At 69.6% G+C, this 24,546-nt stretch carries 20 protein-coding genes; 10 read left to right on the plus strand and 10 right to left on the minus strand.

Annotated features, from left to right (window positions below; all coding sequences use genetic code 11):
- Positions 1-144 precede the first annotated feature (144 nt).
- The 3 genes from HUA78_RS21460 to ald form a co-directional block, all read right to left on the minus strand.
- Positions 145-1,026, minus strand: a complete 882-nt coding sequence (locus HUA78_RS21460) for an anti-sigma factor (RefSeq protein ID WP_141648078.1) — start codon at positions 1,024-1,026, stop codon at positions 145-147.
- Between the two features lie 23 nt (positions 1,027-1,049).
- Complete coding sequence (locus HUA78_RS21465; protein WP_141648079.1) at positions 1,050-1,691, minus strand: sigma-70 family RNA polymerase sigma factor; 642 nt, start codon at positions 1,689-1,691, stop codon at positions 1,050-1,052.
- 244 nt (positions 1,692-1,935) lie between these two features.
- On the minus strand, positions 1,936-3,060 hold the full coding sequence (ald, locus tag HUA78_RS21470; RefSeq protein ID WP_141648080.1) for an alanine dehydrogenase: 1,125 nt from the start codon (positions 3,058-3,060) through the stop codon (positions 1,936-1,938).
- Positions 3,061-3,260: 200 nt separating this feature from the next.
- On the opposite strand from ald, the gene HUA78_RS21475 reads away from it, so the two are divergent.
- Positions 3,261-4,562: a radical SAM protein gene (locus HUA78_RS21475; RefSeq protein ID WP_174456659.1), complete on the plus strand. Its 1,302-nt coding sequence runs from the start codon at positions 3,261-3,263 to the stop codon at positions 4,560-4,562.
- 110 nt (positions 4,563-4,672) lie between these two features.
- On the opposite strand, the gene HUA78_RS21480 is transcribed toward HUA78_RS21475, so the two are convergent.
- A complete protein-coding gene (locus HUA78_RS21480) occupies positions 4,673-5,539 on the minus strand; it encodes a response regulator (RefSeq protein WP_174477045.1) in 867 nt (288 codons plus the stop codon).
- A 170-nt stretch (positions 5,540-5,709) separates the two neighbouring features.
- On the opposite strand from HUA78_RS21480, the gene HUA78_RS21485 reads away from it, so the two are divergent.
- The 6 genes from HUA78_RS21485 to HUA78_RS21510 are packed head-to-tail and all read left to right on the plus strand — an operon-like array spanning position 5,710 to position 12,946.
- Positions 5,710-6,192 carry a chemotaxis protein CheW gene (locus HUA78_RS21485; RefSeq protein ID WP_141649264.1) on the plus strand — a complete coding sequence of 161 codons (483 nt, stop codon included), beginning with the start codon at positions 5,710-5,712 and terminating at the stop codon, positions 6,190-6,192.
- Positions 6,189-6,575, plus strand: a complete 387-nt coding sequence (locus tag HUA78_RS21490; protein WP_141649263.1) for a Frizzy aggregation protein FrzB — start codon at positions 6,189-6,191, stop codon at positions 6,573-6,575. The genes HUA78_RS21485 and HUA78_RS21490 overlap by 4 nt, the downstream gene beginning before the upstream one ends.
- 5 nt (positions 6,576-6,580) lie before the next feature.
- Positions 6,581-7,828 carry a methyl-accepting chemotaxis protein gene (locus HUA78_RS21495; RefSeq protein WP_174477046.1) on the plus strand — a complete coding sequence of 416 codons (1,248 nt, stop codon included), beginning with the start codon at positions 6,581-6,583 and terminating at the stop codon, positions 7,826-7,828.
- Between the two features lie 39 nt (positions 7,829-7,867).
- Entirely contained in the window at positions 7,868-10,126 is a 2,259-nt protein-coding gene (locus tag HUA78_RS21500) for a hybrid sensor histidine kinase/response regulator (protein ID WP_174456658.1), read from the plus strand.
- Positions 10,127-10,160: 34 nt separating this feature from the next.
- Positions 10,161-11,159 (plus strand): chemotaxis protein CheB, encoded by a 999-nt coding sequence (locus tag HUA78_RS21505; protein ID WP_174456859.1) that lies wholly within the window; start codon positions 10,161-10,163, stop codon positions 11,157-11,159.
- A complete protein-coding gene (locus HUA78_RS21510) occupies positions 11,153-12,946 on the plus strand; it encodes a CheR family methyltransferase (protein ID WP_174456657.1) in 1,794 nt (597 codons plus the stop codon). Before HUA78_RS21505 ends, HUA78_RS21510 begins: the two co-directional genes overlap by 7 nt.
- Positions 12,947-12,958: 12 nt before the next feature.
- Here HUA78_RS21510 and HUA78_RS21515 read toward each other — a convergent pair whose 3' ends face one another.
- Complete coding sequence (locus tag HUA78_RS21515; protein WP_141647258.1) at positions 12,959-13,279, minus strand: polyhydroxyalkanoic acid system family protein; 321 nt, start codon at positions 13,277-13,279, stop codon at positions 12,959-12,961.
- A gap of 104 nt (positions 13,280-13,383) precedes the next feature.
- Complete coding sequence (locus HUA78_RS21520) at positions 13,384-14,850, minus strand: deoxyribodipyrimidine photo-lyase (protein WP_174477089.1); 1,467 nt, start codon at positions 14,848-14,850, stop codon at positions 13,384-13,386.
- Between the two features lie 192 nt (positions 14,851-15,042).
- Here HUA78_RS21520 and HUA78_RS21525 point away from each other — a divergent pair, with 192 nt between their 5' ends.
- The gene (locus tag HUA78_RS21525) at positions 15,043-16,278 is read left to right on the plus strand and encodes a hypothetical protein (protein WP_246137641.1); all 1,236 of its coding nucleotides are present in this window, start codon (positions 15,043-15,045) and stop codon (positions 16,276-16,278) included.
- Between the two features lie 67 nt (positions 16,279-16,345).
- Complete coding sequence (locus HUA78_RS21530) at positions 16,346-17,491, plus strand: DUF1015 family protein (protein ID WP_174477047.1); 1,146 nt, start codon at positions 16,346-16,348, stop codon at positions 17,489-17,491.
- A 168-nt stretch (positions 17,492-17,659) separates the two neighbouring features.
- Here HUA78_RS21530 and HUA78_RS21535 read toward each other — a convergent pair whose 3' ends face one another.
- The 4 genes from HUA78_RS21535 to HUA78_RS21550 form a co-directional block, all read right to left on the minus strand.
- On the minus strand, positions 17,660-20,908 hold the full coding sequence (locus HUA78_RS21535; protein WP_174477048.1) for a fused MFS/spermidine synthase: 3,249 nt from the start codon (positions 20,906-20,908) through the stop codon (positions 17,660-17,662).
- 172 nt (positions 20,909-21,080) lie between these two features.
- Positions 21,081-22,253 (minus strand): hypothetical protein, encoded by a 1,173-nt coding sequence (locus tag HUA78_RS21540; RefSeq protein ID WP_254623825.1) that lies wholly within the window; start codon positions 22,251-22,253, stop codon positions 21,081-21,083.
- A 1-nt stretch (position 22,254) separates the two neighbouring features.
- Positions 22,255-23,091, minus strand: a complete 837-nt coding sequence (locus tag HUA78_RS21545; protein WP_174456654.1) for a hypothetical protein — start codon at positions 23,089-23,091, stop codon at positions 22,255-22,257.
- Positions 23,088-24,038 (minus strand): ABC transporter ATP-binding protein, encoded by a 951-nt coding sequence (locus HUA78_RS21550; RefSeq protein ID WP_371745626.1) that lies wholly within the window; start codon positions 24,036-24,038, stop codon positions 23,088-23,090. Before HUA78_RS21550 ends, HUA78_RS21545 begins: the two co-directional genes overlap by 4 nt.
- A gap of 238 nt (positions 24,039-24,276) precedes the next feature.
- Between HUA78_RS21550 and HUA78_RS21555 the strand changes: the two genes are divergently transcribed.
- Positions 24,277-24,486, plus strand: a complete 210-nt coding sequence (locus HUA78_RS21555) for a hypothetical protein (RefSeq protein ID WP_141647261.1) — start codon at positions 24,277-24,279, stop codon at positions 24,484-24,486.
- Positions 24,487-24,546 lie beyond the last annotated feature (60 nt).

Consider the following 24,546-nt stretch of genomic DNA (forward strand, 5'->3'; position numbering starts at 1 on the left):
AGTGCCATCGAGGCTATCGGCCATGTCAGGGACCGTCAAATGTTCGGGCCGCACGGAATTCCGCTCGCCGGGCAGCCGGGCGGCCGCTTCCAGCGCGACTCACGTGAGGCGCTTCGAACACGAGGGGACGCCGCGCGCTTCTGCTCAGGGATACGAAGCGGGCTCGGCGGAGACGGCGGGACGGGAGCGCTGGGGCCGCGGGAGTGTTTGATACGAGTAATTCCCGTCAGCGGATTCGAGCGTCCGAGGCGTGCTCGCCACCGTGGTGCCGTGCTCGCGCTCATCCAGCATGCGGAGGATGTCACGCTCGTCCATGTCGGTGACCATCTCGTAGACGATTTCGTGGTCCCGCCAGGTGACGATGTTGAAGCCTTGCGCGGAGTCGACTTCCACCGCGGGCAGCGCCTGGGGCCGGGGGCCGTCCTCGTCGGGGAGGACGAAGACGCCCAGGCGGCGCGTGGGCTCGCCGTCGTCGGGGAGCGTCTCGTAACTGATGTACGCGACTTCCCGGCCGTTGAGGATGGAGATGCGGCCACCCAGGGGCTTCGCCTTGGGGAGCTGGGGAAGGGCGACGCGCGCGTCCACCTTGCCCTTGAACCAGGTTTCCAACTGCTCGGGCGCGGACGAGGCGATTTCAAACGGCAGTCCGCGCGAGTGACGCTTGATGATCTCTTCCCGGGCCTGCCGCTGCCGCTGCCCGGCTTGATACGTGGACCAGCCCCCCGTCACCGTCACCACCACCAGCGCGACGGCGCCCGCGCGCAACCAGACGCCGTACTGGGCGCGACGGTGTTCCTGGTGGAGCCCCCGGGCGATACCCGCGCGCAGGGAGTCCGGCGCGCGCATCTGCTTCACGGAGTGACGGGCGGCCCTGCGAAGGGCCAACTGCATGTTCCGCTCATCCTCGACGCGCCCCTGGCAAGCGGCGCACGTGGTGAGGTGGGATTCGAGGTCGACCCGCTCCTCCGGCTGAAATTCGCCGTCGAGATACGGGTACAGAAGCCGTTCGAGTTCCTGGCAGTTCATGGGCGCGCGGTAGGAACCTGTTTCTACCCCGTCTTCTTCCTTTGACGATACTCTTCGAGGTTCGCCGGCGTATCGGTGCCCTCGCCTTCGTGTCGGAAGACACCCTGGCCCACCGCGTACTCGCGCAGCGTCTTCTGCAGGAGCTTGCGGCCGCGGAACAGCCGGCTCATCACCGTGCCCACGGGGCACTCGAGAATCTCGGCGATCTCCTTGTAGGAGAACTCCTGCAGGTCCGCGAGGATGACCACCAGTCGGAAGTCGATGGGCAACGAGTCGATGGCGCGCAGCACGTCGTCCGACAGGAGCCTGTCGAAGAAGTACTGCTCCGGGTTGGCCGCGAAGTCCGTCGCGTCCCGGCTGACGAAGCGCTCATGGACCGCCTCGCGCTCCACGCCCTCCACCACCGTGCGCTCCTTCACCTTCCGCCGGTAGCGGTTGATGAACGTGTTGGTGAGGATCTTGAAGAGCCAGGCCTTGATGTTGGTGCCCCGCTCGAACTTGTCGAAGAACCGGTAGGCCCGCATGCAGGTGTCCTGAACCAGGTCCTCTGCATCCCTTTCGTTCTTCGTCAGGCGCAGGGCCGCCGAGTACAGCGGGTCCAGGTGGGCCAGCGCCAGTTCCTCGAATTCCTGCTTCGTCCGGTTGGGTTGTCTGAAATCCAACATGTCCCGCCTTCCAAAGGCCCGAAACAATTGGGGAATGAGTTGTCGCCTGCCCATCAATGTATGCATGGGAACAGAAGTCGCAACAACGGCTTCCCAGTCACACCCGCCCGTCCGGTCGCTTCGGGTACGCCAGACTCCGGACGGGGCACTTTATTCCCCACTTTCAATAACGAAGGGGAGACGGGATGTCGCCATCCGCGCCTCCCCTCCGGGTGGGGCCCTGTCTGTCAGGCCGCTCTACAGGCTACTTGCCGCTGAGCGCGTCCAGGATGGGGCGGTAGTCGTACCCCAGGTCCTTGGCGACGGCCTCGTAGGTGACGTGGCCATTGTAGGTGTTCATCGCACGCGCGAGGGCGCGGTCGGCCTTCACGGCCTCCACCAGGCCCAGGTCGGCGATCTTCCGCGAGTAGGGGCGGGTGGTGTTGGTGAGGGCGTAGGTGGACGTCTGGGGCACCGCGCCGGGCATGTTGGCGACGCAGTAGTGGACGACGCCGTGCACGACGAACGTGGGGTTGTCGTGGGTGGTGGGCTTGCACGTTTCAATGCAGCCGCCCTGGTCCACGGCGACGTCGACGACGACCGCGCCGGGGGTCATCTCGGAGATGAGGGCCTCGGAGACGAGCTTGGGGGCCTTGCCGCCGGGGATGAGGACCGCGCCAACGACGAGGTCCGCCTCGCGCACGGACGTCGCGATGCTCTCCGTGTCGGAGGCCAGCACGCTGACGCGGCCGAGGAACACGTCATCCAGGTAGGTGAGGCGCTCCAGGTTGACGTCGAGGATGGTGACCTCGGCGCCCATGCCCACCGCCACCTTGGCGGCGCACAGACCGACGACGCCACCGCCGATGATGGTGACGCGACCGCGGCGCACGCCGGGCACGCCGCCCAGCAGGATGCCCTTGCCGCCGTGGGCCTTCTCCAGCGAGGCCGCGCCGACCTGGATGGCCATCTTTCCGGCCACCTCGCTCATGGGCTTGAGCAGCGGCAGGCTGCCGTCATCCAGCTGCAGCGTCTCGTACGCGACGGCCGCCGCCTTCTTCTTCACCAGCGTCTTGGTCAGCTCCGGGTCCACGCCGGCCAGGTGGAAGTACGTGTAGATGATCTGCCCGGGCTGGATGCGCTCGTACTCCGGCGCGATGGGCTCCTTCACCTTGACGATCATCTCCGCGCGCTTCCACACCTCGTCCGCACTGGCGATGAGCTGCGCGCCGACGCGCTGGTACTCCGAGTCGGGGATGCCTGAGCCGACGCCGGCGTTCGTTTCGACCAACACCGTGTGGCCCGCGCTCGTGAGCGCGCGCACGCCCGCAGGCACCATGCCGACGCGGTACTCACGGGTTTTGATCTCCTTGGGAACTCCGACGATCACGACTGCCTCCGAAAGGGACTGAAAAAGCGCGCGGACCCTAACGAGCCCTCCCGAGGGAATCAAGGCATCCGCCGAAGCCGGACACATGTCACCGGTGAGCCTTTGTTACCTCGGAGGGATGACGCGTGGCGTTGAATGCAACGCGTCTCATCGCGCTTCGACGTCGAAAGAGAAGGGGGGCTGGTGGTAGTTAGCGTCACATGACGTCCGCGCCCAAGCTGCTGTTCGCCGACCCCAAGGGGAAGGTGATGGAGCACCCCTACCTGCTGGCCACGCTGCGCAGCGGCGAGGAACTCGTTCCTCCGCAGGACAAGCCCATCCCCCTGCCGTCCGCCGGGCGGCTGGTCCACCTGCCGGGCAGGCTCCCCGTGGGCCAGGACCCCCGGACGGGGGAGCTGGAGCTGGTGCGGGAGATCAACGTGGGCGGCAAGACCTTCACCCCCAACGCGGTGGGCGCGCTCCTGCCGCCGGGCTACACACGCACGTTCTTGCCGGGCGAGGTGAAGGGCAACGGGCCGGTGCTACCGCAGTGGGCCTATACGGCGGCGGCGTGGGGCAAGGACGGCCCGGTGGCGTGGGCCATCCACACGGACCGCCGCTCGCATTGGGATCCGGAGCGCTACTCGACGCCGGACATGAAGGCGCTGGTGGACAAGCACCTGGCGCGCTTCCCGGACAACCGCGTGCTCAAGCAGCTGAAGACGTGCGCGATGTTGTACCGGTGCTTCACGTCGCAGAACACCTTCTATGTCCGCGACGAGGCGGCCATCCCCGCGTCTGTCATGTGCAACGCGCGCTGCGTGGGCTGCATCTCCGACCAGCCGGCGGGCGGCCCGCCCGCGTCGCACGAGCGGATGGATGACGGGCCCACCGCCGAGGAGATGGGCGCCATTGGACTGTTCCATCTGGAGAACGCGCCCGGCCGCACCATGGTGAGCTTTGGCCAGGGCTGCGAGGGCGAGCCGCTCACGCGCTGGAAGCAGATCGCGGAGTCCATCCGCTACATGCGCGCGCGCACGGACAAGGGCTCCATCAACATCAACACCAACGCGAGCCTCACGCGCGGCCTGGAGGCCCTGCTCGACGCGGGCCTGGACGCGGTGCGCGTGTCGCTCAACGCGGCGTCGAAGGGGCTGTACGAGGCCTATTACAAGCCGGTGAAGTACGGCTGGGAGGACGTCGAGGCGTCGATTGCCCTCGCTCGCGAGCGCGGCGCGTACCTGGCGCTCAACCTGCTCCTGTTTCCCGGCGTCACCGACCGCGAGGGCGAGGTGAAGGCCCTGGAGCGGCTGGTGAAGAAGTACAAGGTGGACCAGGTGCAAACGCGCTCGCTGGCCATCGACCCGCTCCAGTACCTGGATGCGGCGCGGGACGTGGGCGCGGGCGGAGAGCCGGTGGGCATCCGCGAACTGCTCCAGCGCCTGAAGGCGGCACGGCCAGGGCTCATCATCGGCAACTTCGCGCGCGGGCTGGAAGAGCGGGAGAACGCCGCGGGACGGTAGAGCCCGGAGTTCGCCGAACGGGACGGGCCCGCGTGAGGCGGGCCCGTGTGTCTCCTGGCGGGCTTCGTCGAGAACGGACGCATGCGGGCCGGGTGGGGCCCTCGTGTCGGCTACTCGCCGCCGCCAGGCGGCATCAGCTCCTTGGCGACCAGGTTCCCCATGACGGCATCCTTGGGGATGTAGCCATCGGCGCCGGCCTCACGACAGATGCGCTGGAGCTCCTCGACGTTTTCGCCGGAGCACAAGAGCACCTTGATGCCCTTGAAGAGGCTGTTGCTCTTGATGAAGCGGCAGAACTGCTCGCCGTTCACGTTGGGCATCCGCACGTCCAGCAGCACCAGGTCCGGACGCGTCTGCTTCTTGAGGATGATCTTCGTGGCCTTGTCGGCGGTGTCCGCGACATGGACCTCGAAGCCCTTCGCCACCAGATCCGCCTCGATGATTCGGGCGGTCATCTCGCTGTCGTCGACAATGAGGATGCGCGGCTTGCGCCCACCGGTGCTGGGGGCGGCCTTGAGCCCCGTCGAGGCGACAGGGGCGGCGGCCGGGGCGGCTGCCTGGGGGGCATCCGACGTGGCCGGGGAAGGGGGGACGGCGGCGGGGACGCCCAGGGCCGGAGCCCCGATGAGCCCCATCACTCCTCCGAGCACGGCCTCCAGGCCACCGCTCTTGAGGATGTAGCCGTCCGCGCCGGACGCCTTCGTCTTGCCGGCCAGCTCCGCTTCCGAGATGTCGGAGTAGAGGACCAGCTTCGCGGTGACTTTCTTCTGACGCCGCAGGTATTCGACGACATCGTCGCCAAACATCTCCGGCATGTTCACGTCCATGAGGATGAGCGCGAACGGTCCCTCGGTGAGCTTCTGGTCGAGGCTCGCCAGGTCCTGGGCCCCGCTCGCCTGGTAGCCGGCGGCGGTGAGGGCCCGAACGGTGAGCTCCACCAGCATCGGGCTGTCATCAATGACCAGTACGCGCGACATCGTCCTCCTCAAAGGATTCAGGGTGCAACCCTACACCTTTGGTTCAGCGCGGACCATCGAAACGGCGAGCGGCCGGCCTCCATGCGACCTCCCCTTGACCGGTTTTCGTCCCCTCCGGATACTCCGACGCCTTGACCACGACCTCGACTCCCCTCCAGCGAGCACTCCGGATGGCTCCGGACCGTGCCGTGGCCGCTCAGGCCCGGCCGGAGCAGGAGTTCTTTTGCTTCCGGGTGGGAGACCTGCGGTTCGGGGTGCCCAGCGAGAACGTCCTCGAGGTGTTCCGCGCCGGGCTGCTCACCCCCCTGCCCAGGACTCCTTCCTTCATCATGGGCGTCACCGGCCATCGCGGTGAGGTCCTCCCCGTCGTCGACCTCTTGCGCTTCCTCTCCAAGGGAGAGGCGCGCATCGGTCCCCGCACCCGCCTGTTCATCGGCGTCACCGGCAGCATCGTCGCCGGTGTCGTCGCGGACACGGTGCTGGGCCTGCGCCGCATCCCGGTCTCCGACATCCTCCCTCCGCCGCTCGGAGGAGACGCCGCCGCGGAGCATCTGCTCGGCGTGGTGCAGGGCAGCACCACCCAGGACGGCATCAACCTGCTCAACTTCCACAAGCTGCTGCAGACGGCCCGGCAGCGCGCGGTGGCTCGATGAACGACGAGTCACTCGTGGAGGAGAAGGTCGAAGAGGTGGACATCCTCTTCTTCGAGATTGGCAGTGGGACTTTCGGCACGGACGCGTCGCAGGTGCTGCGCATCGACCGCTCGTTGCCGGAGGACATCACCCTGCCGGAGCTGGGGCGCCTCTCCCGAGGCCACCGCGCGCTCGTGTTCGACACCCCGGAAGGAGAAGGCCACCTGAAGGTGGACACCGTCCGGGGCGTGCGCCCCATCCCCGTGACGCAGCTTCGCCGCATGCCCCCCACCGCGGGCGCGGCCTCTTATGCCGTCGGTGTGTGCCTGGAAGAAGCCCGCACCGTTTTGCTGATTGACCTGGTGGAGACCGCCAGGACCCAAGATTCTCAAGGAAGGCACTGACCGCAATGTCCCTGGACACCCCCAACGAGAAGCCCGCGTCCAAGGCCCGCTCCGCGCGCAAGGCCCCCGCCAACAAGGCGAGTGCCGCCGCGCCGCCGGCGCCCCTCAAGGCCTTCACCGACACGCTGCTGACGGTGCTGGCCGGCAACCTCCAGGCCCGCGTCCCCAAGGAGCTGGTGGGCGAGGGCGCCGAGGAGATGGCCCACCTGCTCAACCAGGTGCTGGACAACTTCGCCAGCTCCGAGCACCGCAAGCACGTGGCGGCGCAGGAGATCGATCAGGCGCTCGACGCGCTCATCAGCCTGGTGCGCGAAGGCGACCTGTCCCGGTGGAACACCACCACCGAGGACCCCCAGCTCGGGCCCCTGCTGGAGGGCTTCGGCAAGGTCATTGAAACGCTGCGCACCTTCGTGCGGGAGATCAACGAGGCGGCGCTGCGGCTGTCCTCGTCCGCCAACCAGGTGCTGGCGGCGTCCACCCAGCACGAGACGTCCTCCACGGAGCAGGCGGCGGCCATCCACGAGACGACCGCCACCATGGAGGAGCTCAAGCACGCCTCCGCGCAGATCGCCGAGAACGCCGGCAGCGTGGCGCGCGTGGCGGAAGAGACGCTCGGCGCGGCGCGCGCGGGCCGTGGCGCCATCGGTGAGTTCATCCAGGCCATGCAGCAGATCCGCAGCGACGGCGTCGCCGTGGCGGACTCCATCGCGAAGCTGTCCAAGCGCGTGGAGCGCATCGGCACGGTGGTGGAGGTCATCGACGAGATCGCCGACCGCTCCGACCTGCTCGCGCTGAACGCGGCGCTGGAAGGCAGCCGCGCGGGTGAGGCGGGCAAGGGCTTCTCCATCGTCGCGGCGGAGATGCGCCGGCTGGCGGAGAACGTCCTGGACTCCACCAAGGAGATCAAGAACCTCATCACGGAGATCCGCGAGGCCACCGCGGCCGCCGCGGGCGCCGCCGAAGCGTCCAAGTCCGCCACCGAGTCCGGTGAGAAGCTGGGCGCCGTCGCGGCCCAGGCCGTGGAAGGCATCCTCGCCGGCGTGCAGGAGACGAGCGACGCGGCCCGCGTCATCAACCTCGCCACCCAGCAGCAGCGCACGGCCACCGAGCAGGTGGTGGCGTCCATGGCGGAGATTGAAGATGTGACGCGTCAGACGACCCAGGCGTCGAAGCAGGCGACGGGGGCGGCGGCGGAGCTCACTCAGCTGGCCGCACGGCTGGCGGAGCTCATCAAGCGCTTCAAGGCCGACTAGCTCTTTTGGGAAGGGGAGGGTGCGCAGCGCTCACCGCCCATGGATACCGAGGCACTCAAGAAATCCCTCCTGAAGAAGTTCCAGGAGGTCACCGCCGACCGCCTCCAGAAGATCCAACTGGGTGTGTTGGACCTGGAGAAGGAGACCGCGGATCAGGCCGCGGACGACGTCGCGCGCGAGCTGCACACGATGAAGGGAGAGGCCCGCATGCTGGGCCTCGCCGCCATCGGTCAGCTCGCTCACGCGGCGGAGGACGTCCTGCGCGCCGAGCGCGAGGGACGCACGGCCACGGAGATCGCCACGGACGTCATGCTCCGTGCCTGCGATGTCCTGTCCGATCTCATCGAGGACATGTCCGGTGCGAACACCGGCACGTCCGCGAGCGAGGACATCGTGCGTGCGATGGCGGAGGTGTCCGGCCAGGCCGCGCCCGCCATTCATGTCGCGAAGCCCAAGCCGCCTCCAGTGGCGGCGCCCGTTGTCGCCGCGCCGCCCTCCGTGGCGGCTCCCCGGCCGGCGCCCGTGGAAGCTCCGGCCGTGGCGCACCCTCCGGCCCGTGGTGGGGAGGAGGAGGCTCCGAGCGCGGCGAAGTCGGCCATCGCCGACCGCACGATTCGGGTGAACGTGGAGGTGCTGGACTCGCTGGGCCTGCTCGCGGGTGACCTGCTGGTGGAGAGCGCCCGGGGTCGGCTGCGCAGCTCGGAGACGGAGGCGCTGTTCGAGCGCTTCAGCCGCCTGGGAGATCGCTTCCTGCGGCTGGCCGAGCAGGTGGAGATTCCCAACGAAGTGCGCATGGTGTTGGACCGCGTGGAGAGCGACCTCCACATGCTGCGCGACGATGCGTTCCGCTTCGTGCGGCGCAACGACGACGGCATCAACATCCTGCACGGCAACCTGTCGAAGATGGCGGACCACGTGGCGGAGGCCCGCCTGGTGCCGCTGTCCACGGTGTTCGACGCCTTCCCGCGCGCGGTGCGGGACATGGCGCGCACGCAGACGAAGGAAGTGGACCTGCTCATCGAGAACGCCGACATCGGCGTGGACCGGTCCATGCTGGCCGACGTGCGCGACGCGCTGGTGCACCTCCTGCGCAACGCCGTGGACCACGGCCTGGAGTCGCCGGACACGCGCCAGCAGCTCGGTAAGCCGCTCACGGGCCGTGTCCGCATCCGCGTGCGCGTGGATGGCGACATGCTCCACATCGAGGTGGAGGACGACGGGCGCGGCATTGACCCGGAGCGCCTGCGCCAGGTGGCCGTCAACAAGCGCCTCATCAACGCGGTGCAGGCCGCCGCGCTGTCGGAGCGAGAGGCCATCGAGCTCATCTTCCGTCCCGGTTTCTCCACCCGCGAGCAGGTCAGCGAGCTGTCCGGCCGCGGCGTGGGCATGGACGTGGTGAAGCGCAAGGTGGAGACGCTCGGCGGTTCGGTGGGCGTCAACAGCCGCATCGGCCGTGGCACCACCATCACCCTGCGGCTGCCCCAGTCGCTCGCCTTGATGAAGGTGCTGCTGGTGCGCCTGGGCGACGACGTCTACGGCATGCCCGCCGCCGACGTCGAGGCGGTGATGCGCGTCAAGCCGGATGACCGGCTGGAGATCTTCGGCACCCTCGCGGTGCGGCACCGGGGCAAGCCCACGGCGCTCGTGGCGCTCGGGCCGTTGCTCGGCCTCAACGGTGGCAACCGGTTCGACCGGCCCCCCGCCGTCGTCGTGCGCCATGGCGAGGACCACGCGGCCCTCGTGGTGGACGGCTTCGTGGACGAGCGCGAAGTGGCCGTGAAGCCCTGCGGCGGAGAGTTCCTCAAGGGCGCGCCCTTCATCGCCGGCACCGCCGCGCTGGAGGACGGCCGCATCGCCGTGCTGCTGCATGTCCCCGACATCATGACGGAGGTGCGCCGCATGGCGCGGCCCGTCACCCAGGCGCCAGCGGCCAAGCGGCTCCGGGTGCTGCTCGTGGACGACTCTCCCATTGCCCGCGCGACGGAAGGCGCGCTCGTCAAGGCGCTGGGCCACATGGTGGAGGAGGCCCAGGACGGCGAGGAGGCCTACGGGAAGGTGCAGAACAACAGCTACGACCTCATCCTCACCGACGTGCAGATGCCGAAGATGGACGGCTTCTCACTCGCGCGGCGGCTGAAGTCGACGCCCGCCGTGGCGCGCATCCCCGTCATCATCCTGTCGTCACTCGCCTCGCCCGAGGACAAGCGGCGCGGCCTGGACGCGGGCGCGGATGCCTATCTCGTCAAGGGAGAGCTGGGCGTGGAAGTGCTCGCGCAGGCGATTGACCGGCTGACCTGAGGAGCGACGTTTGGGTGGCACGGCCGCGGCGGGGATGGCGTTCAGAGTGCTCATGGTGGGCAAGGGGCTGCGCGCGCTCGCGGCCCGTGGCCTGTTCGACGGCGAGTCGCTCGTCCCGGTGGGGCCCGCCGAAATCGACTTCCCTGGCGCCCTCGTCGCCGTGCAGCGCCACTTCCCGGACGTGCTGCTGGTGGACCTCACCGGCCTGGAGGCCCTGGAGGCCATCGAGCAGGTGATGGCGGGGCGGCCGGTGCCCGTCCTCGCGCTGCATCCGGGCGCGCTGTCCGGCCAGGAGGCGTTCCAGGCCATGGCCCTGGGGGCCCTGGACGTGGTGGAGCGCCCCGCCATCCCCGGCGCGGACTTCTGGGCCCATATCGCGCGCAAGCTGGTGCTGCTGGCCCAGGTGAAGGCCGTGCGCCAGACGCGCTCCTCCGCGAAGCTGCCCAAGGAGGACCTGCCCCCGCCGCCCTTTCCCCTGGTGGCCATCGCCGCGTCCCTGGGCGGTCCGAAGGCCGTTGCACAGGTACTGCGGAAGATTCCACGAGACTTTCCCGCGCCCATCGCCTACTGCCAGCACATCAGCGAGGGTTTCACGGAGGGCCTCGCGCACTGGCTGACGATGGAGACGGCGCTGGGAGTGACAGAGGCGGAGCACGGCATGGTGATGGTGCCGGGGACGGTCTACATCGCACCGTCGGGCAGTCATCTGTTGGTGCGACCCGAGGGCCGGCTGGAGCTGGACTCGGGACCCGCGCTTCGGGGCTTCCGGCCTTCGTGTGACATGCTGCTCACTTCGGCGGCGGAGGCCTTCGGCTCGAGCTGTGTCGGGGTCATCCTGACGGGGATGGGGCGGGACGGAGCGCGGGGGATGAAGGAGATCCGGGAGCGGGGAGGGCGGACCATCGCTCAGGATGAAGGGACGTCCGCGGTATGGGGCATGCCTCGCGAGGCGGTGCTGCTCGGGGCGGCGCAGGAAGTGCTGCCGCTGGAGCGAATTGGCCCCACGTTGGTGCAGTGGGTGGATGCGTGCTGAACGTGAGCAACAAAGTGCTTCAGCAGCTCGCGGCGCTCCTCTTGGAGCGCGCGGGGCTGAAGATTACCCCGGATGGGTTCCACAGCTTGAGGTTGGCGCTGTCCACCCGCATGCCCGCGCTGGGCGTGGAGGAGCCGGAGCGCTACCTCCAGCGGCTGACGGGAGCCGGGGGCGAGGAGGAGCTGCGCTCGCTCTTGCCGCTGGTGACGGTGGGGCACACGGAGTTCTTCCGCGACGGCAAGCAGTTCCGCGCGCTGGAGAAGAGCGTGCTGCCGGACCTGCTGGCGCGCGCGCGGCGGGAGATGCGCAAGGTGTCCGTCTGGTCCGCGGGCTGCGCGACGGGCGAGGAGCCCTACAGCGTGGCCATGGTGCTGGCGGAGCTGGGGGCGCTGTCCGCCGAGGTGGACCTGTGGGCCACGGACTTGAACCTGGCCGCGGTGGAGGCCGCGCGGCAGGGGCGCTTCTCCCTGCGACGGAGCATCAGCATCCAGCCGGAGCGCCTGGGCCGCTTCTTCCGTCCCGTCGAGGATGGCCACGAGGCGCTGCCCGCGCTGCGCGAGTACATCCGCTTCGACGGGCAGAACCTGGCCGTGCCCGTCTTCGACAAGGTCGCGCTCAACTCGCTGGACCTCATCCTCTGCCGCAACGTCATCATCTACTTCGACCTGCCCACCATCCGTGGGCTGATGGACCGGTTCCTCAGCGCGCTGCGGCCCGGTGGGCTGCTCTTCCTCGGGTACTCGGAGAGCCTCTTCAAGGTCTATGACCGCTTCGAGATGATCGAAGTGGACGGCGCCTTCGTGTACCGGCGCCCGCCGAGCGACAAGGGCTACCGCCCGCCGCCCCTGCGCATCCATCCGTATCCCGGCACCGCGGAGCAGTCCCAGCGCGCCCCGGAGCCGGAGCCGTTCTCCCCGGCCGTGTACGCGCGGCCGCCCGTGGAAGGGGCCTTCGGCGCCCGTCCTCGCAACGCGGCGGAGGCCTCTTCGGTCCGGGGGGCCGGCGCACTCTCAGGGTCCTTTCCCGCCGTGGGGCCGCTGCCCGCCGCCTCGCCCGTGCCGGGGATTTCCTCCGCGTCGACCCCGTCGTCGTCGACGACGTCGCGGGTCAATGACCTGGGCCGTCCGCGCATCACCGTGGAGCTGCCCGCGGTGGGGACCTCGGACGCCGCTCGCACGCGCCCCACCGTGGAGCTGCCCGCGGTGTCCGCGCCCGCGCGCACCGTCACCGGTGAGCTGCCGGTGCCCTCCGCGTGGCCCAAGCTGCTGCCTCCCGCGGAGCGGCTGGCCATGGCCGTGCGGAAGATGACGCTGGGGGATTTCCCGGCCGCCATCTCCGGCGTTCAGCGGTTGCTGGTGGATGAGCCCAGCGACCTGGACGCGCTGTTGACGCTGGGCAACCTCTTCTCGCTCACGGGGCGCATTCCCGAGGCGCGCGAGGCCTTTGCCCAGGCCATCCTGCGCGAGCCGCTGTGCGTGGAGGCCCGCGTGTTTGGCGGGGTGGCGGCGCTGCAGGCCGGGGAGCTGAAGGAGGCGCGCTCGGAGCTGGCCAAGGCGCTGTTCCTGGAGCCCACGCTGGCCATCGGCCACTACCTGCTGGCCCAGGTGCAGGAGCGCAGCCACGAGTCGGAGGCGGCGCGTCGCAGCTATCGCAACGCGATTGCCCAGCTGCGCTTCCCGCAGCGCACGCTGGCGGGGCACTACCCGGAGATGCCCGACTCGGCGGAGGCCATCTCCCGCGCGGCGCGCTACGCCCTCGCCGCGCTGGAGGAACAGCCTCCGCACTGAAGCCCGGCGCCCTTAGTCCAGGGTGCTCTTCACCTGCTCCAGCGACTTGCTCGGGTCCAGCACGGACCCGAACTTCTTCTGGAGGTAGGACTTGGCCTGACCGCGCAGCAGCATGCCGGGGTCCGTGCCCTCGCCCTCGACGGCCTTGTCGGTGATCTTGAAGGACGCGTCCAACTGGATGCCCATCACCTTGCCGACAATCTTGGCGCCCTCGCCCTGCCAGTCCGCCTTCACTCCGTACTTGCCACCCCAGTACTGAAGGAGCTGCTCCACGCGCTTCTTCACTTCGTCCTTCGGAAGGGAGTGGGGAATATCGAACTTCATCATGCCCATGGCGCGGCTCCTGGCGTCGTTGTCCCACCTTTGCGTTTAGTGGCGGTGAGACGGGAAGGGAACCGCCGTGTCACTTTTGGACGCGCGGATGTCAACAGCCTTGCTCACCGGTCCGCCACGCGCCGGGCGCGCTTGAGCTTCACCGGCGGGTCCCCGGGCCGTCCCCAGCGCGCCATATAGGGCGCCAGGTCATACTTTTCCGCGGTGCGTGGCGAACTCATGGGCCGCACCTTCCCCAGCACCTTGCGCTCCTGGAAGGGCCTGTCATGCAGCCCCAGGACCCACATGAAGTTGGCCACGCTCGCGGGGTCTCTGCCGTCCACCGCGTATTTGTCGTTCAGGTGGGCGATGCGCTGAAGGCCCTCGTCCGGTGTGGGGCTCCACTCCAGGATTTTCTTGCCCCACAACATGCGCAGGTAGTTGTGGATGCGGCCCCGCTCCACCAGCTCGCGCTGCGCCGCGTTCCACAGGCCATCCGCCGTGCTCGCGTGCTCCAACTGCTCCAGCGAGTACAGGTGCTCCCGCGCGTCCTTCTGGTGCGTGGACAGGGTCTCTCGCGCCCAGCCGGGCAAGGACTCCACGGAGAGCTGCTTCGCTTCCGGCGTGTGGAAGCAGAAGTTGAAGCCCAGCTCGCGCCGCACCAGCAGCTCCTCCAGGAAGCCGCGCACGTTCGGGTCGTCGGTGCCGCGCGCTCGGATGGCGGCGCGGGCCGCCTCGCCCGGGAAGAGGTTGCCCCAGTGGAAGAAGGGGGACAGGCCGGACTGGCGCGCGAGGCCCGGGTCATTGCGTCCGGCGTCGTAGCCCTCCAGCTTCTCGTGCAGAAAGGCGTCGAGCGCCTTGAGGCCCGCCTTGCGCCCTCCGCGCTCCGTGAGCGGTGTCACCGCGTGGTCGATGTGGAAGCTCGCCAGGGACTGGCGGGCCTCGCGTGCGTCCGCCACGTCGAAGTCCGGTGACAGCTTGCGCCCCGCGGCCGCGGCCTCGAGGTGGCGCGAGCGCAGCGTGCGGCCCAGGTACTCCGGCCACAGCTTCTGCAGCTTCGGCCGCAGGGTGTACGCGCCGGCCTGGAGCGTGGGGATGCGCTGCATGGGCACCACGCAGGAGGCATCCACCGCGAACAGCGGCACGTGGAGCGCCTTGGCCGCGCCGCGCAGGTGCCCGGGGATGATGTACGTGGGGAAGAAGTCCGTCACCACGGCGGCGGCGCGCTTGCCCAATTCCGCCAGGCGCGGGTGGTGCTCGCGTGCATGGCGTGGCAGCTCCACCCAGTACGGAAGCCCGCGCGACGCGAAGGCCGACGTCAGGTCCGCCATGCCTTCCAGTGCCCAGGCATGGAGCCGGTCCGAGGCGTGGGGATAGTCCGGGCGCAGCGCGTGATACACGACGACGGGCAGGTGCAGGTGGTTGCCCAGGGCGATGGCCGTGTCGAGCGCGTGGTTCTCCTCGGCGCGATGGTTCACCATGCACCAGTACAAGACGAAGTCTCGACTGGCGTCGGGCAGGGGCACGTCCTTGACGACGAGGATGCGCGCGGAGTCGACGTCGAGCTCGGACCACGAAAACCCGATGGGCATGATGCGCAGGGATGCCCGACCGCCATCCGCGTCGCGAAAGAATTGAAGCACGCGCGGAGGAATGCCGTGCTCATGACGGTTCCACCCACCTGGGGCGCTTCCGTCGTGGCGAGTGGGCCCAGGTGGATGCAAAAAACACCACGGGGACGTGGGTTGTGGTCTTGTGGCGGACGGACCCAAGGAGTTGCTTGCGTGTCACTTCTGAGAAACTGGATCTGCCTTCCCGCCGTCCTCGCGCTCGTGCTCGCTTCGCCCGAGGCCGCGCGCGCACAGACGGGCTCCTCGTATCCGTACACGGAGCCGTCCCAGGCGCAGCCCTCGTACCCCTCACAGCAAGCCGCGCCCTCGGAGCCGTCGTCCCCTCCATCCACGGAGCAACAGCCCGGGGACTCCGCGGCCGGCCAGCCCGGGTATGGGCAGCCCATCTCCGCGCAGCAGGAGCAGGCCTCCCCACCGGACGAAGGCAATGTCCCCACGCGGGATGCGCCGCTGGCCCAGGAGCCGGACTCGTCGCGCACCTCGCCCCTGGCGCCGGTGACGCAGGATGGCCTGCGTCCCACCCTGTCCCCGGCGTCGACGCCCGTTCAGGCCGACTACGTGGACAGTGGCGCCGTGCTGGACGGCCGCCAGCGTCTGGGGCCCTTCCTGTCGGGCCCGGGCAGCTTCAAGTTCATCGCCCACCACACCACGCTGGGCGCGCTGGGTGGCTTCTTCACGCAGGCGTTCGCCAATGACTTCAGCTTCGACCAGAGCTCGCGCGAGGCGATGCTGGCCGGCACGCTGATTGGCGCGGGTCTGGGTTTCGGTGCCTCCGCGTGGTGGCAATTCAACAATTGGGTGGACCGGCCGATGTCGACCTTTGGCATGGGCAACTCCGTGGTGGGCGGCATGTTCATGGCCGGCTTCATGGACCTCTTCACCCAGGATCCGGGGGTGCTGACCTGGTCGGCGTTCCTCGGCGCGGAGCTGGGTGCGTGGCTCACCGCGGGGCTCGGGGGCGGACAGCTTCCGCTCAACGACGGCCTGCTGATGGCCTCCGGCGCGGGCTGGGGCGCGGCCTATGCGGCGCTGCTGCTGGCCGTCATCCACTTCTCGGGGACGGACATCTCCTCGAAGACGTGGCGAGACACGCTGCTCTTGGCGCCCGGTATCGGCGCGGGCGCGCTGGCGCTGGCCACCATGCGGTATGACCCGACGCCGTCGCAGATTCTCCGAGCGGACCTCTTCGGCGCGGGCGTGGGCGCGGCGGTGCTGCTCATCTCCGGCCTGGTGCTGGGCGGGTTCGACCAGTCCACGCCGTATGTGCTGTCCTTCCTCGGCTCGGCGGGCGCCATCACCACGGTGAGCCTGCTGTGGGAGGAGAGCGTGGACCGCTCGTCGCTGAAGTCGTCGGCGAAGGACCGGCCGTACCGCAACGTCTGGTGGTAGACGGGCCCCCAGGCGAGCGAGCGGGCGCCGTGGCAACGCGAGGTGGCAGACACCACCTTCCGTCGACATGGCGCGCGTCCATCCCTTCACGGCCCTGCTGACCCCGCTGGCTCGGACCCTCGAGCCCAGCGGCTACGTGCCGCGCAGCAACGCGGTGCCCCAGCCCTCCCACGTCCGGCCCCTCCTGGAGGCCGCCAACCCTTCCGCGGAGCTGCGCCGACAGCGCGAGTCCGGCGTCCTGTTGCGCGACGCCCGGCCCGCCCTGTACCTGGTGGAGGTCCACAGCCAGGCGGGCAAGCTGGGAGGCCCTCCGGTGCGCTATCTCCTGTGCGCGCTGCGCCAGGACGCGGGGACGCCGCTGGAGTTCGACCCGTATCGCCCCCGCTCCTGGGAGGCCGAGCCGGCCGTCACGCTCACCGCGGATGACCATGGCGTGTTCCGAGGACTGCTCGCCGAGGCAAGCGAGCGCTCCGTCCTCGTGTGGGAAGGCGAGTTTGACGGCCGCACCCTCGTGCTGCGCCGAATCGAGCCTTCCCCCGTGTCCAAGCGCATCCAGGCCGTGTTGGACGAGGCGCCCATGCGCCCGCTCACCGCGCTGGCGGAGAGCGGGCCGACGCTGGCCGCGGTGGTCCCCCTGTCGGACCCGGGACTGGAGCTGCTGCCCATCCACCGCGCGCTCAAGGGCGTGGCGACCTTCAAGGAAGAGACCTTCCTGACGCTGGTGACGGCGTACGCGCGCGTGTACGAACTGGACGAGCCGCTCGACACGCCTCGGGGCCTGGTGGCCGCGCGCGAGCGGCTCGCGACGCTGATCTCCGGCCACCACGCGGTGTTGCTGGTGCTGCCCGGGGGGCGGGGGCGCATCCTCCGCTTCCGACAGGGGCTGGACCTGGCCCATTTGAAGGGCGCGCCTCGCAACCCGACGCTGCGCAGCCTGGACCTGGCGCTGCTCAACGCGCTGGTGCTGCGGACGGTGCTGGGCATCCAGGACCCCGAGGCGGCGGGACATCCCCACGTCTTCCCGGTGCAGGGATTGGAGTCCCTGGTGAAGGGGGTGGAGTCGGGGACGTTCCAGGCGGGCTTCGCGCTCAATCCGCCGCCCATCTGGGAGGTGCGCGCGGTGATGGAGGCGCAGGCCACGCTGCCGTCGCGGACCCTGCGGGTGGACCCGCTCCCTCCCGCGGGTCTGCTGTTCCTCGACACCGACACCTAGCTTCGCGTGAGGGAGCTGACGCCAGGCGGCGCGAACGCCTTCACGCCCGAAGTGCTGTTGATGGTGGTGTGAATCGCCGAAGCGCCGGCGCATGCGGCGCGCCAGGGAAGGCCGGGTGAGGCATCCCTGGACGCGCGGCTGGGCGCCTGGTGTTTCAGGCCACCTGCCTTACGGCGCGGACTCGCCCGCCTGGGGCGGAGTGGGAGGTGCCGACTCCGTGGGCGTCTGGGCCTCCGGAAGCTGGACGGCCTCGAGCATGAACACCGAGGGAGCCTGGGCGAGCAGTCGCGCCAGGTCGGCCGCGGCCACCGCCGCCAGGGGATGCCCGTGGTGCGCGTAGCAGCGGCGTCGATCATCAAGTTGCCTGCTGTCCCAGATGGTCAGCGGTTCGATGGGCGCGAGCACCTCGATGCACAACCCCAGCCAGTCCAGGACCTGCGCCAATTCCACACGGGTCTCCTCTCGCGCCACCGTCAGGGCCTCCGCCGCGAAGGGCTTGGCGAGGACGTCGAAGAGCCGCTTGCCCAGGGCCTTGTCGGCGCGAGCGATGCCGACGAGCTGGGGGATGATGTCGGCCACGATTTCCGGCGCCGGCCACGGGTCGTCTCGCATGGCGATGAAGCCGCGCTCGAACAGGGTGGTGGCCTCTTCCAACCGTTTCTGGCGCAGGTGCACCATTCCCTCCAGCATGTCCGCCTCCACCGGCAACCTGGCTCTAAGGGGGGCGGTGTACTTCAATGCCTCTTCGTCACCCGCGGCGGCGAGGACCCTGGCGAGGGCCAACTGCTCGCGAGGGCCGATGGGCTCCCAGCGCGCCTGCTGCCAACGCGCGCGAGCGATGGGGAGCTGGTTCCGGGTGTACGCGTCGATGAAGGGCGCGCGCGCCTTCACGGAGGCACTGCTGGACTCGGCGCGGGAGAGCGGGGTGCTGGTCCAGGCGCGGTGCAGCCCCACGCGCTCCCAGTTCACTTCGCCGACAACCTGTGGGCGGCCGGTCCCCAGGTTGTGTGTCGTCTTCCAGAAGAAGAGCATCGAGAAGCCCGCATCGCGTCCGAGGCTGCGCGCGAAGGCGAACTCCATGAAGGACACGTCATCCGTGTTGATGAGGGCCTGGCTTGCCTCCGCCACGCGCGTGGTGAAGGCCGGAGTGGCCACGTAGCGCGCGAGCACGCCTTCGACCTCGTCCGTGCGCCAGGTGGCGCGTAGCGCGGTGCGATAGGGCTCCTCGGCGATGCGGGCGCGCAGCCGCGCGATGTCGTGCACCATCGGCTTGCGGGTCGCCACGAGCAGCAGGTCACCGGAGTGAACCTGCCAGGTCTCCACGGCCTCGAACTCCGAGGCCAGCGTCGCATAGGCGCTCTGCACCGTGAGGGCGTCCACTTCGTACGCCTGGAGCCACTGGACGAAGATGCCGCCCTCCGCCATGCGCTCCTTCACGGCTTGATAGAAATCACGCGTGAAGAGGCTGGAGATGCCCGCGCGATAGGGATTGGAGGGCTCCGAGAAGATGATGTCGTAGCGCTGCCGGGTGGTTAGCAGCACCTCTCGTGCATCGGCGATGACCGTGTGGACCTTCGGGTTGTCCATCACGTTCGAGTTGACCGCATGGCACCGCCGGGCGACCTCGAGGATGGCGGGCTCGATCTCCACCACGTCCACCCGCTCCATGTTGGGAATGGCGCCCAACCAGCCCGCCGTGCTGCCGGTGCCCAGGCCAATGACGAGCGAGTTCTTCGCGTCCGCGTGAAGCAGGGCGCCGAGCAACCCGCTCATCACCTGCGTGGGGGCGTCTCCAATGGCGTTGCCGTCCACCTTGCCGTTGACGATGAAGGAGAGGCCATTCGCGGAGTTGAGCGCGACGCTGCTCTCGACGCCGTCCTTCTCCCAGACCATGCCGCGGGCCTTTTCGCGCACCCAGGCATCGATGTGGTTGATGGTCGGGTCCTTGAGCCCGGAGCGACCCGCGCCGACGCTGCCATGCCGCCACGCCGCGGTGGGGCCGTGGGCCGTCAGCAGCACGAGCGCGAGCGCGGCTACGGAGATGGGTATCCACAGGCCCGCTCGCAGTCGCTCGACACGCAGCGAGAGCGTGGCCGAGGCGAGCCCCAGCACGGCGAGGATGCCCGCGACGAGCTGCCACGTCACCGGCGCCGTCAGGAGGGGAATCACGCCGAAGCCACCCGCGAGCGAGCCCACGATGGAGCCCACCGTGTTCCACGCGTAGACCTGACCCACCTGCTTGCCCACGTCGTGACTTCCCTTGCCCACGAGCGCGAGGAGCAACGGGAACTGGATGCCGGAGACGAACGCGGCGGGAAGGATGACCACCGCGCCCACCAGCGCCCAGCCCATCATCATCCCACCGAAGCCGATGCCTCCCAGCGGGCGCAGCAGCGCGGCGACGACTGCCAGGCGATCTCCCATCGCGAAGGGCAGGGCGATGAACAGCGCCTCCGCCGCGCAGGTGAGGGCGAACCCGGACAGCGTGGCGGGGCGGTGACGGAAGACGATGGAGTAGGTCGCGCCACCCAGGCCGATGCCCAGGAGCGCCATCGCGAGGATGAGGCCGAAGGTGAAGGTCGTCCCGCCGAGAATCGGGCCGAGCATCCGGTACCACACCAGCTCCATCAGCAGGAACGCGAAGCCGACCAGCATCGCGGACACGAGCGCGAACTGGGGCGCGTAGCGCGTGGCGGAGAGGGGAACCGTGAGCGGTGCGGCAGGGCTCGCGGCCACGGGGGCGACGACCTCGGTCGACGGGGCCTCCGACTTCGGGGGCGCGGTGCCCTCGGCGGGCTCCATCGACCGGCTCACGCTGCGCGCGGTGATGGCGACGGCGGCATTGAGGAGGCAGGCGATCCACAGGGTGGTGCGGTTGCCGTAGACCTCCAGCAGGAAGAAGGTGGAGAGCGCCGCGCCGGTGACGGCGCCGAGCGTGTTCACGCCGTAGAGGACGGCGAGGTGGCGGCGGGCCGGGTCCTCATCCGACTGGACCGCGCGAGCCGCGGCCGGAAGCGTTCCGCCCATCAGCACCGTGGGCACGGCCAGCACGAGCGCGGAGAGCACCAGCCGGACCACCGTGCCCCCCGCGATGCCGAGGATGGTGGTGCCGCCGACGCCGATGTACACCGCGCGCGCCAGCTCGACGAGGAAGGGGCTCAGGGCCGCGGTGCCGGCGATGAGCAACTCCAGGTTGGCGTAGAAGTTCAGGGGACGCGGCTGCCGGTCCGCGCGAGCGCCGAGGAGGACTCCCCCCAGGCCCAGGCCCGCCATGAAGATGGCCAGGACGGCCGCCGACGCCGCCGTACTGGCGCCGAAGATGAGACGAAACTCCCGCAGCCAGACCGTCTGGTAGACAAGGGCGCACAGGCCCGAGCCAAACAGCAGCGGGGCCACCCTCGACACACGCGAAATCATCAAGCGGTTCTCTCGTCGGACTGGGCTGCCTCGAGAAGTGAGGCAGGCCGGGCGCGACGAAGTGTCGCAGAGATCACAGCGGCTTGGCCACAATGCCCGACCCCTCGTCCGCTCGGGGGGCGTCCGCTCGGTGGCTCCGAGGAGGGGAGGAGGCCCGACGTGAGCGGCCTGACTACCTCGCGGGCGCCGGGGCCTGCTCGACCCCCGCCTGAGTTCCCGTTTCGGGGGCGCGGCCCCCTTCGGCGGCCCGACGCTCCTCGCGACAGAAGGCCAGGCGCTCCTGGATGACGGCCAGGGGGACGGCCATCTCCAGCGTGAAGGAGTCTCCGTCGGGCTTCACCTTGGCGAAGTCGAGCAGTTGGGCCAGGTCCTTGTCCTCACCCGCCTGGGCCTTGATGCGCGCGAGCGAGAGCGCGGCGCCCAGGGACTTGCCCAGGTCCGTCACGTCGTCGGCGCTCGGGCCCTTCACCTCCGCCACCAACGCCACGTCCGAGCTGGCGTCCAGGTGCAGCTCCACGTTTTGCGCCACGTCGCGCAGCCGCTGGGCCAGCGCGGCCTGCTCCGGAGGAAACAGCCGGGCGATCATCTCCACGGAGAGCACGCCGTACATCTCGCCATACGTGCTGCTCTCGGAGATGGCGGGGGGCTCGTCCGGCCCGCGCCCCTCCACGCGGTCGATGGCCGCCTTCACCTCGTCTGGCGACTTGCCCACCACGAGCAGTTGGTTGTTCCACGTCGCGATGGCGGACGTGTCCCGCCGCTTCACGGTGGTGCCGTCCGGGTTGGTGACGCTGGACTCGCCCGCCTCGTACACCCTCGCGCCCTGGCCGTAGTCGGCGGACACGCGCTCGCCCAGCAGTTCCTTGAACCGCGCGTTCTCGAAGTTGCCCGACAGCATCATCCCCTCATCCGTGACGACCAGCCGGTCCAGGTCCTGGAGCGGGTCCACGCCGCTCTTCTGGCGGAACTCCTCCAACTGCTTGCCGCCGTCCCGCATCAGGCAGTCCAGCAGCAGCCCGCCGATGGGCGAGTGCCTCAGCGCGTTCGCCTCGATGATGACCGCCGTCTTGCCCGGTCCACGCGGCAGCGCCGCGAGGAGCGGGTCCCTGGGACGCGAGGGCTCGGCCGCCGTCCCCGAGTCCGTCGGTGCCAGCGTCGGAAGCACCTGGGTCCTCCGGCGCTCCGCGCGCTCGCGGTCCGGCGCGCGCATCCGTCGGGGAAAGTCCACCTCGAGGGCCGCGGCCCCTTTCTCTTCGCCCTGGCCCAGGAACATCAGCAGCGCGGCCACGACGAACAGCAGCGCCGCCATCACCAACCACACCCGCCGCTTCTGGCGCTTCTCCATGTCAGTAATCCTTTCCTTCAAACCGCCAGAAGCCCACCGCGAGCGCCCCCAGCCCGAACACGAACACGCCCAGGAGCAGTGTCCCCAGTGAGCGCACTTCCAGGGGCGTGGAAGACGCGATGTCTCCCGCCGCTTCCGCCAGCGCGGACAGTCGGGGCAGCACCAGCGTCACCGCCAGGAAGGCGCTCCGGCTCAAGCCCTCCTCGAAGAAGGTCGAGATGTCCTGCCGGTGTCCGGCGATGATGCCTCCCACCATGAAGGCGAAGCCCGCGGCCGCGCACAGCGCCGCGCTGCGCACCAGCGTCGCGGTGGTCAACATCACCGCGTAGACCGCCGCGAAGCCCACGCACGCCATCAGCCCCGCCACCAGCGGCCCCACCGTCCAGTACCCCGCCTTCACACCGAAGATGAGCACCAGCCCCGTGGTGCCATACAGCGTTCCGCCCAGCGCGAGCGTCATCACCCCGAGGAAGGTCCCCGCCAGCAGGTGCCAGCGCTGGATGGGCAGCGCGAGCAGGTGCTCGATGCGCCCCGGCGACATCAACCCCGGCGCGAAGTCCGAGCACGCGACGATGCCGAACAGGATGCCGCCATAGAACACGATGAACGCCGCCGCCTGGTACACCGGGCGCAGCGCCACGTCGATGGACTGGATGTTCCCGCGAAGCTCCTTGCCGAACAGGCGCGAGGCCGCCAGGGCCCCGTCGATGACCTCCAGGCGCAGGCTCACGGCCACCACCGCCAGCACCAGGGTGATTCCCACCATGAACGCGAGGATGAACTTGCGCGACGCCGCCTCGCGCAACACGTACCCGGCGATTCCCAGCACCGGTCTCATACCGCCACCTCCACCCGCGACGCCCCGGCGCCCACGGTGCCCAGCAACACCGACTCCAAATCCATGCCGTCTCGCCGCAGCTCCACCAGCAGCGCCCCCGCCGCGCGCGCCCGGTCCAGCGCGACATTGAGCACCGCGGGGTCCCCCGCGTCCACGTGGTACACGCCGTCGGCCCGGCCCTGCACGAAGCCCGCCTGCGTCAGCGCCTCCACGCTCACCCCGGGCGCGAAGCGCGCCAACCACCGCGACTCGCCCCTCACCAGCTCGTCCAGTCGCCCCTCACGCAGCACGCGCCCGTCCGCGAGGATGGCCACCCGATCACAGACGCGCTCCGTCTCCGCCAGCAGGTGCGAGTTCAGGAAGAGCGTCGTGCCCCGCTGGACCTCTTCCTGGAGGATGCGCCGCACCTCCATGCGCCCCATGGGGTCGATGCCGTCCGTGGGCTCGTCCAGCACCAGCAAGTCCGGCTTCCCGATGAGCGCCGCCGCCAGACCCAGCCGCTGACGCATGCCCTTGGAGTACCCACCAATCTTCCGGCCCACGGCATCCGACAGGCCCACCCGCTCCAGCAGGCGCAGGTTCCCCGCCGAATCCGGTGCCAGCCCCTTGAGCCGGCCCACCGTGGCGAGGAACGCCGTGGGCGTCCATGCGTGGGGCAGGTGCAGGCGCTCGGGCAGGTAGCCGATGCGCGCTCGGATGCGGGCGTCCTCGGGGGAGCCCCCCAGTACGCGCACGGTGCCCTCCGTCGGCTGGACGATGCCGAGGATGCTCTTGATGAAGGTCGTCTTGCCGGCGCCGTTGGGGCCAATCAACCCGAAGGCACTTCCTTGGGGAACCGACAAGTCCATGCCCTTGAGGGCAACGGTCCCTGTCTTCCGGAACGCGCGGCGATACGTCTTGCTCAGGTTCGTCACTTCGATGGCGGGTGTGCTGTCTGTCACGGTCACGAATGTAGACGAGCGGGGCGGGCGGCGATTGCTTCCGAGCGGACGGTCGGAAAGGGCGGCCGGGCGGGCGCACGCCGCTGTCTTCCGCGACGGCGTTTTCGCGGCCCTGGGAAATGGGTTTCGCACGCCTGCCGTCCCTGCCGCGCCGCGACACCTCGTCGTTTCGCCAGCTTGCGGTGGGGTTGCGGGTGGTCCGTCCCGTGCAATCCCCCACGGCACACCCCAGGCAGGAGGAATGATGACGTACGAAGAACGCGTGGAGCAGCAACGGGACGAAGCCCGTCGGGAGCTGGTGGCCGCCGAGCGCGGCCTGTCGGCGGGCACCGAGGCGGCGCGGGTGCGCTACGCGAGGGCGCTGCACGAGGCGGACATCGCGGAGGTGCGGGCCCAGCGCCACGCCCGGGAGCGGCTGCGCCATCAGTACAGCTGGCGGCCCGCCGCAGGGTGAGCGGCCGGGCGGCCACACGGAAACGATGAAGGTCGGGCGTCGTCGGTTTATATCGACGTC

Origin of the sequence: Myxococcus sp. CA033 (assembly GCF_013336625.1) — a bacterium.
Taxonomy (GTDB): domain Bacteria; phylum Myxococcota; class Myxococcia; order Myxococcales; family Myxococcaceae; genus Myxococcus; species Myxococcus llanfairpwllgwyngyllgogerychwyrndrobwllllantysiliogogogochensis.

What these genes read in the sequence shown, in the direction of transcription:
- HUA78_RS21475 (WP_174456659.1), top strand. Translation starts at nt 3,261, where the DNA reads ATGACGTCCGCGCCCAAGCTGCTGTTCGCCGACCCCAAGGGGAAGGTG.
- HUA78_RS21460 (WP_141648078.1), bottom strand. Translation starts at nt 1,026, where the DNA reads ATGAACTGCCAGGAACTCGAACGGCTTCTGTACCCGTATCTCGACGGC.
- HUA78_RS21520 (WP_174477089.1), bottom strand. Translation starts at nt 14,850, where the DNA reads ATGCCCATCGGGTTTTCGTGGTCCGAGCTCGACGTCGACTCCGCGCGC.
- HUA78_RS21490 (WP_141649263.1), top strand. Translation starts at nt 6,189, where the DNA reads ATGAACGACGAGTCACTCGTGGAGGAGAAGGTCGAAGAGGTGGACATC.
- HUA78_RS21500 (WP_174456658.1), top strand. Translation starts at nt 7,868, where the DNA reads ATGGATACCGAGGCACTCAAGAAATCCCTCCTGAAGAAGTTCCAGGAG.
- HUA78_RS21480 (WP_174477045.1), bottom strand. Translation starts at nt 5,539, where the DNA reads ATGTCGCGCGTACTGGTCATTGATGACAGCCCGATGCTGGTGGAGCTC.
- HUA78_RS21495 (WP_174477046.1), top strand. Translation starts at nt 6,581, where the DNA reads ATGTCCCTGGACACCCCCAACGAGAAGCCCGCGTCCAAGGCCCGCTCC.
- HUA78_RS21540 (WP_254623825.1), bottom strand. Translation starts at nt 22,253, where the DNA reads ATGGAGAAGCGCCAGAAGCGGCGGGTGTGGTTGGTGATGGCGGCGCTG.
- HUA78_RS21535 (WP_174477048.1), bottom strand. Translation starts at nt 20,908, where the DNA reads ATGATTTCGCGTGTGTCGAGGGTGGCCCCGCTGCTGTTTGGCTCGGGC.
- HUA78_RS21505 (WP_174456859.1), top strand. Translation starts at nt 10,161, where the DNA reads ATGGCGTTCAGAGTGCTCATGGTGGGCAAGGGGCTGCGCGCGCTCGCG.
- HUA78_RS21530 (WP_174477047.1), top strand. Translation starts at nt 16,346, where the DNA reads ATGGCGCGCGTCCATCCCTTCACGGCCCTGCTGACCCCGCTGGCTCGG.
- HUA78_RS21555 (WP_141647261.1), top strand. Translation starts at nt 24,277, where the DNA reads ATGACGTACGAAGAACGCGTGGAGCAGCAACGGGACGAAGCCCGTCGG.
- HUA78_RS21465 (WP_141648079.1), bottom strand. Translation starts at nt 1,691, where the DNA reads ATGTTGGATTTCAGACAACCCAACCGGACGAAGCAGGAATTCGAGGAA.
- HUA78_RS21545 (WP_174456654.1), bottom strand. Translation starts at nt 23,091, where the DNA reads ATGAGACCGGTGCTGGGAATCGCCGGGTACGTGTTGCGCGAGGCGGCG.
- HUA78_RS21485 (WP_141649264.1), top strand. Translation starts at nt 5,710, where the DNA reads ATGGCTCCGGACCGTGCCGTGGCCGCTCAGGCCCGGCCGGAGCAGGAG.
- HUA78_RS21515 (WP_141647258.1), bottom strand. Translation starts at nt 13,279, where the DNA reads ATGGGCATGATGAAGTTCGATATTCCCCACTCCCTTCCGAAGGACGAA.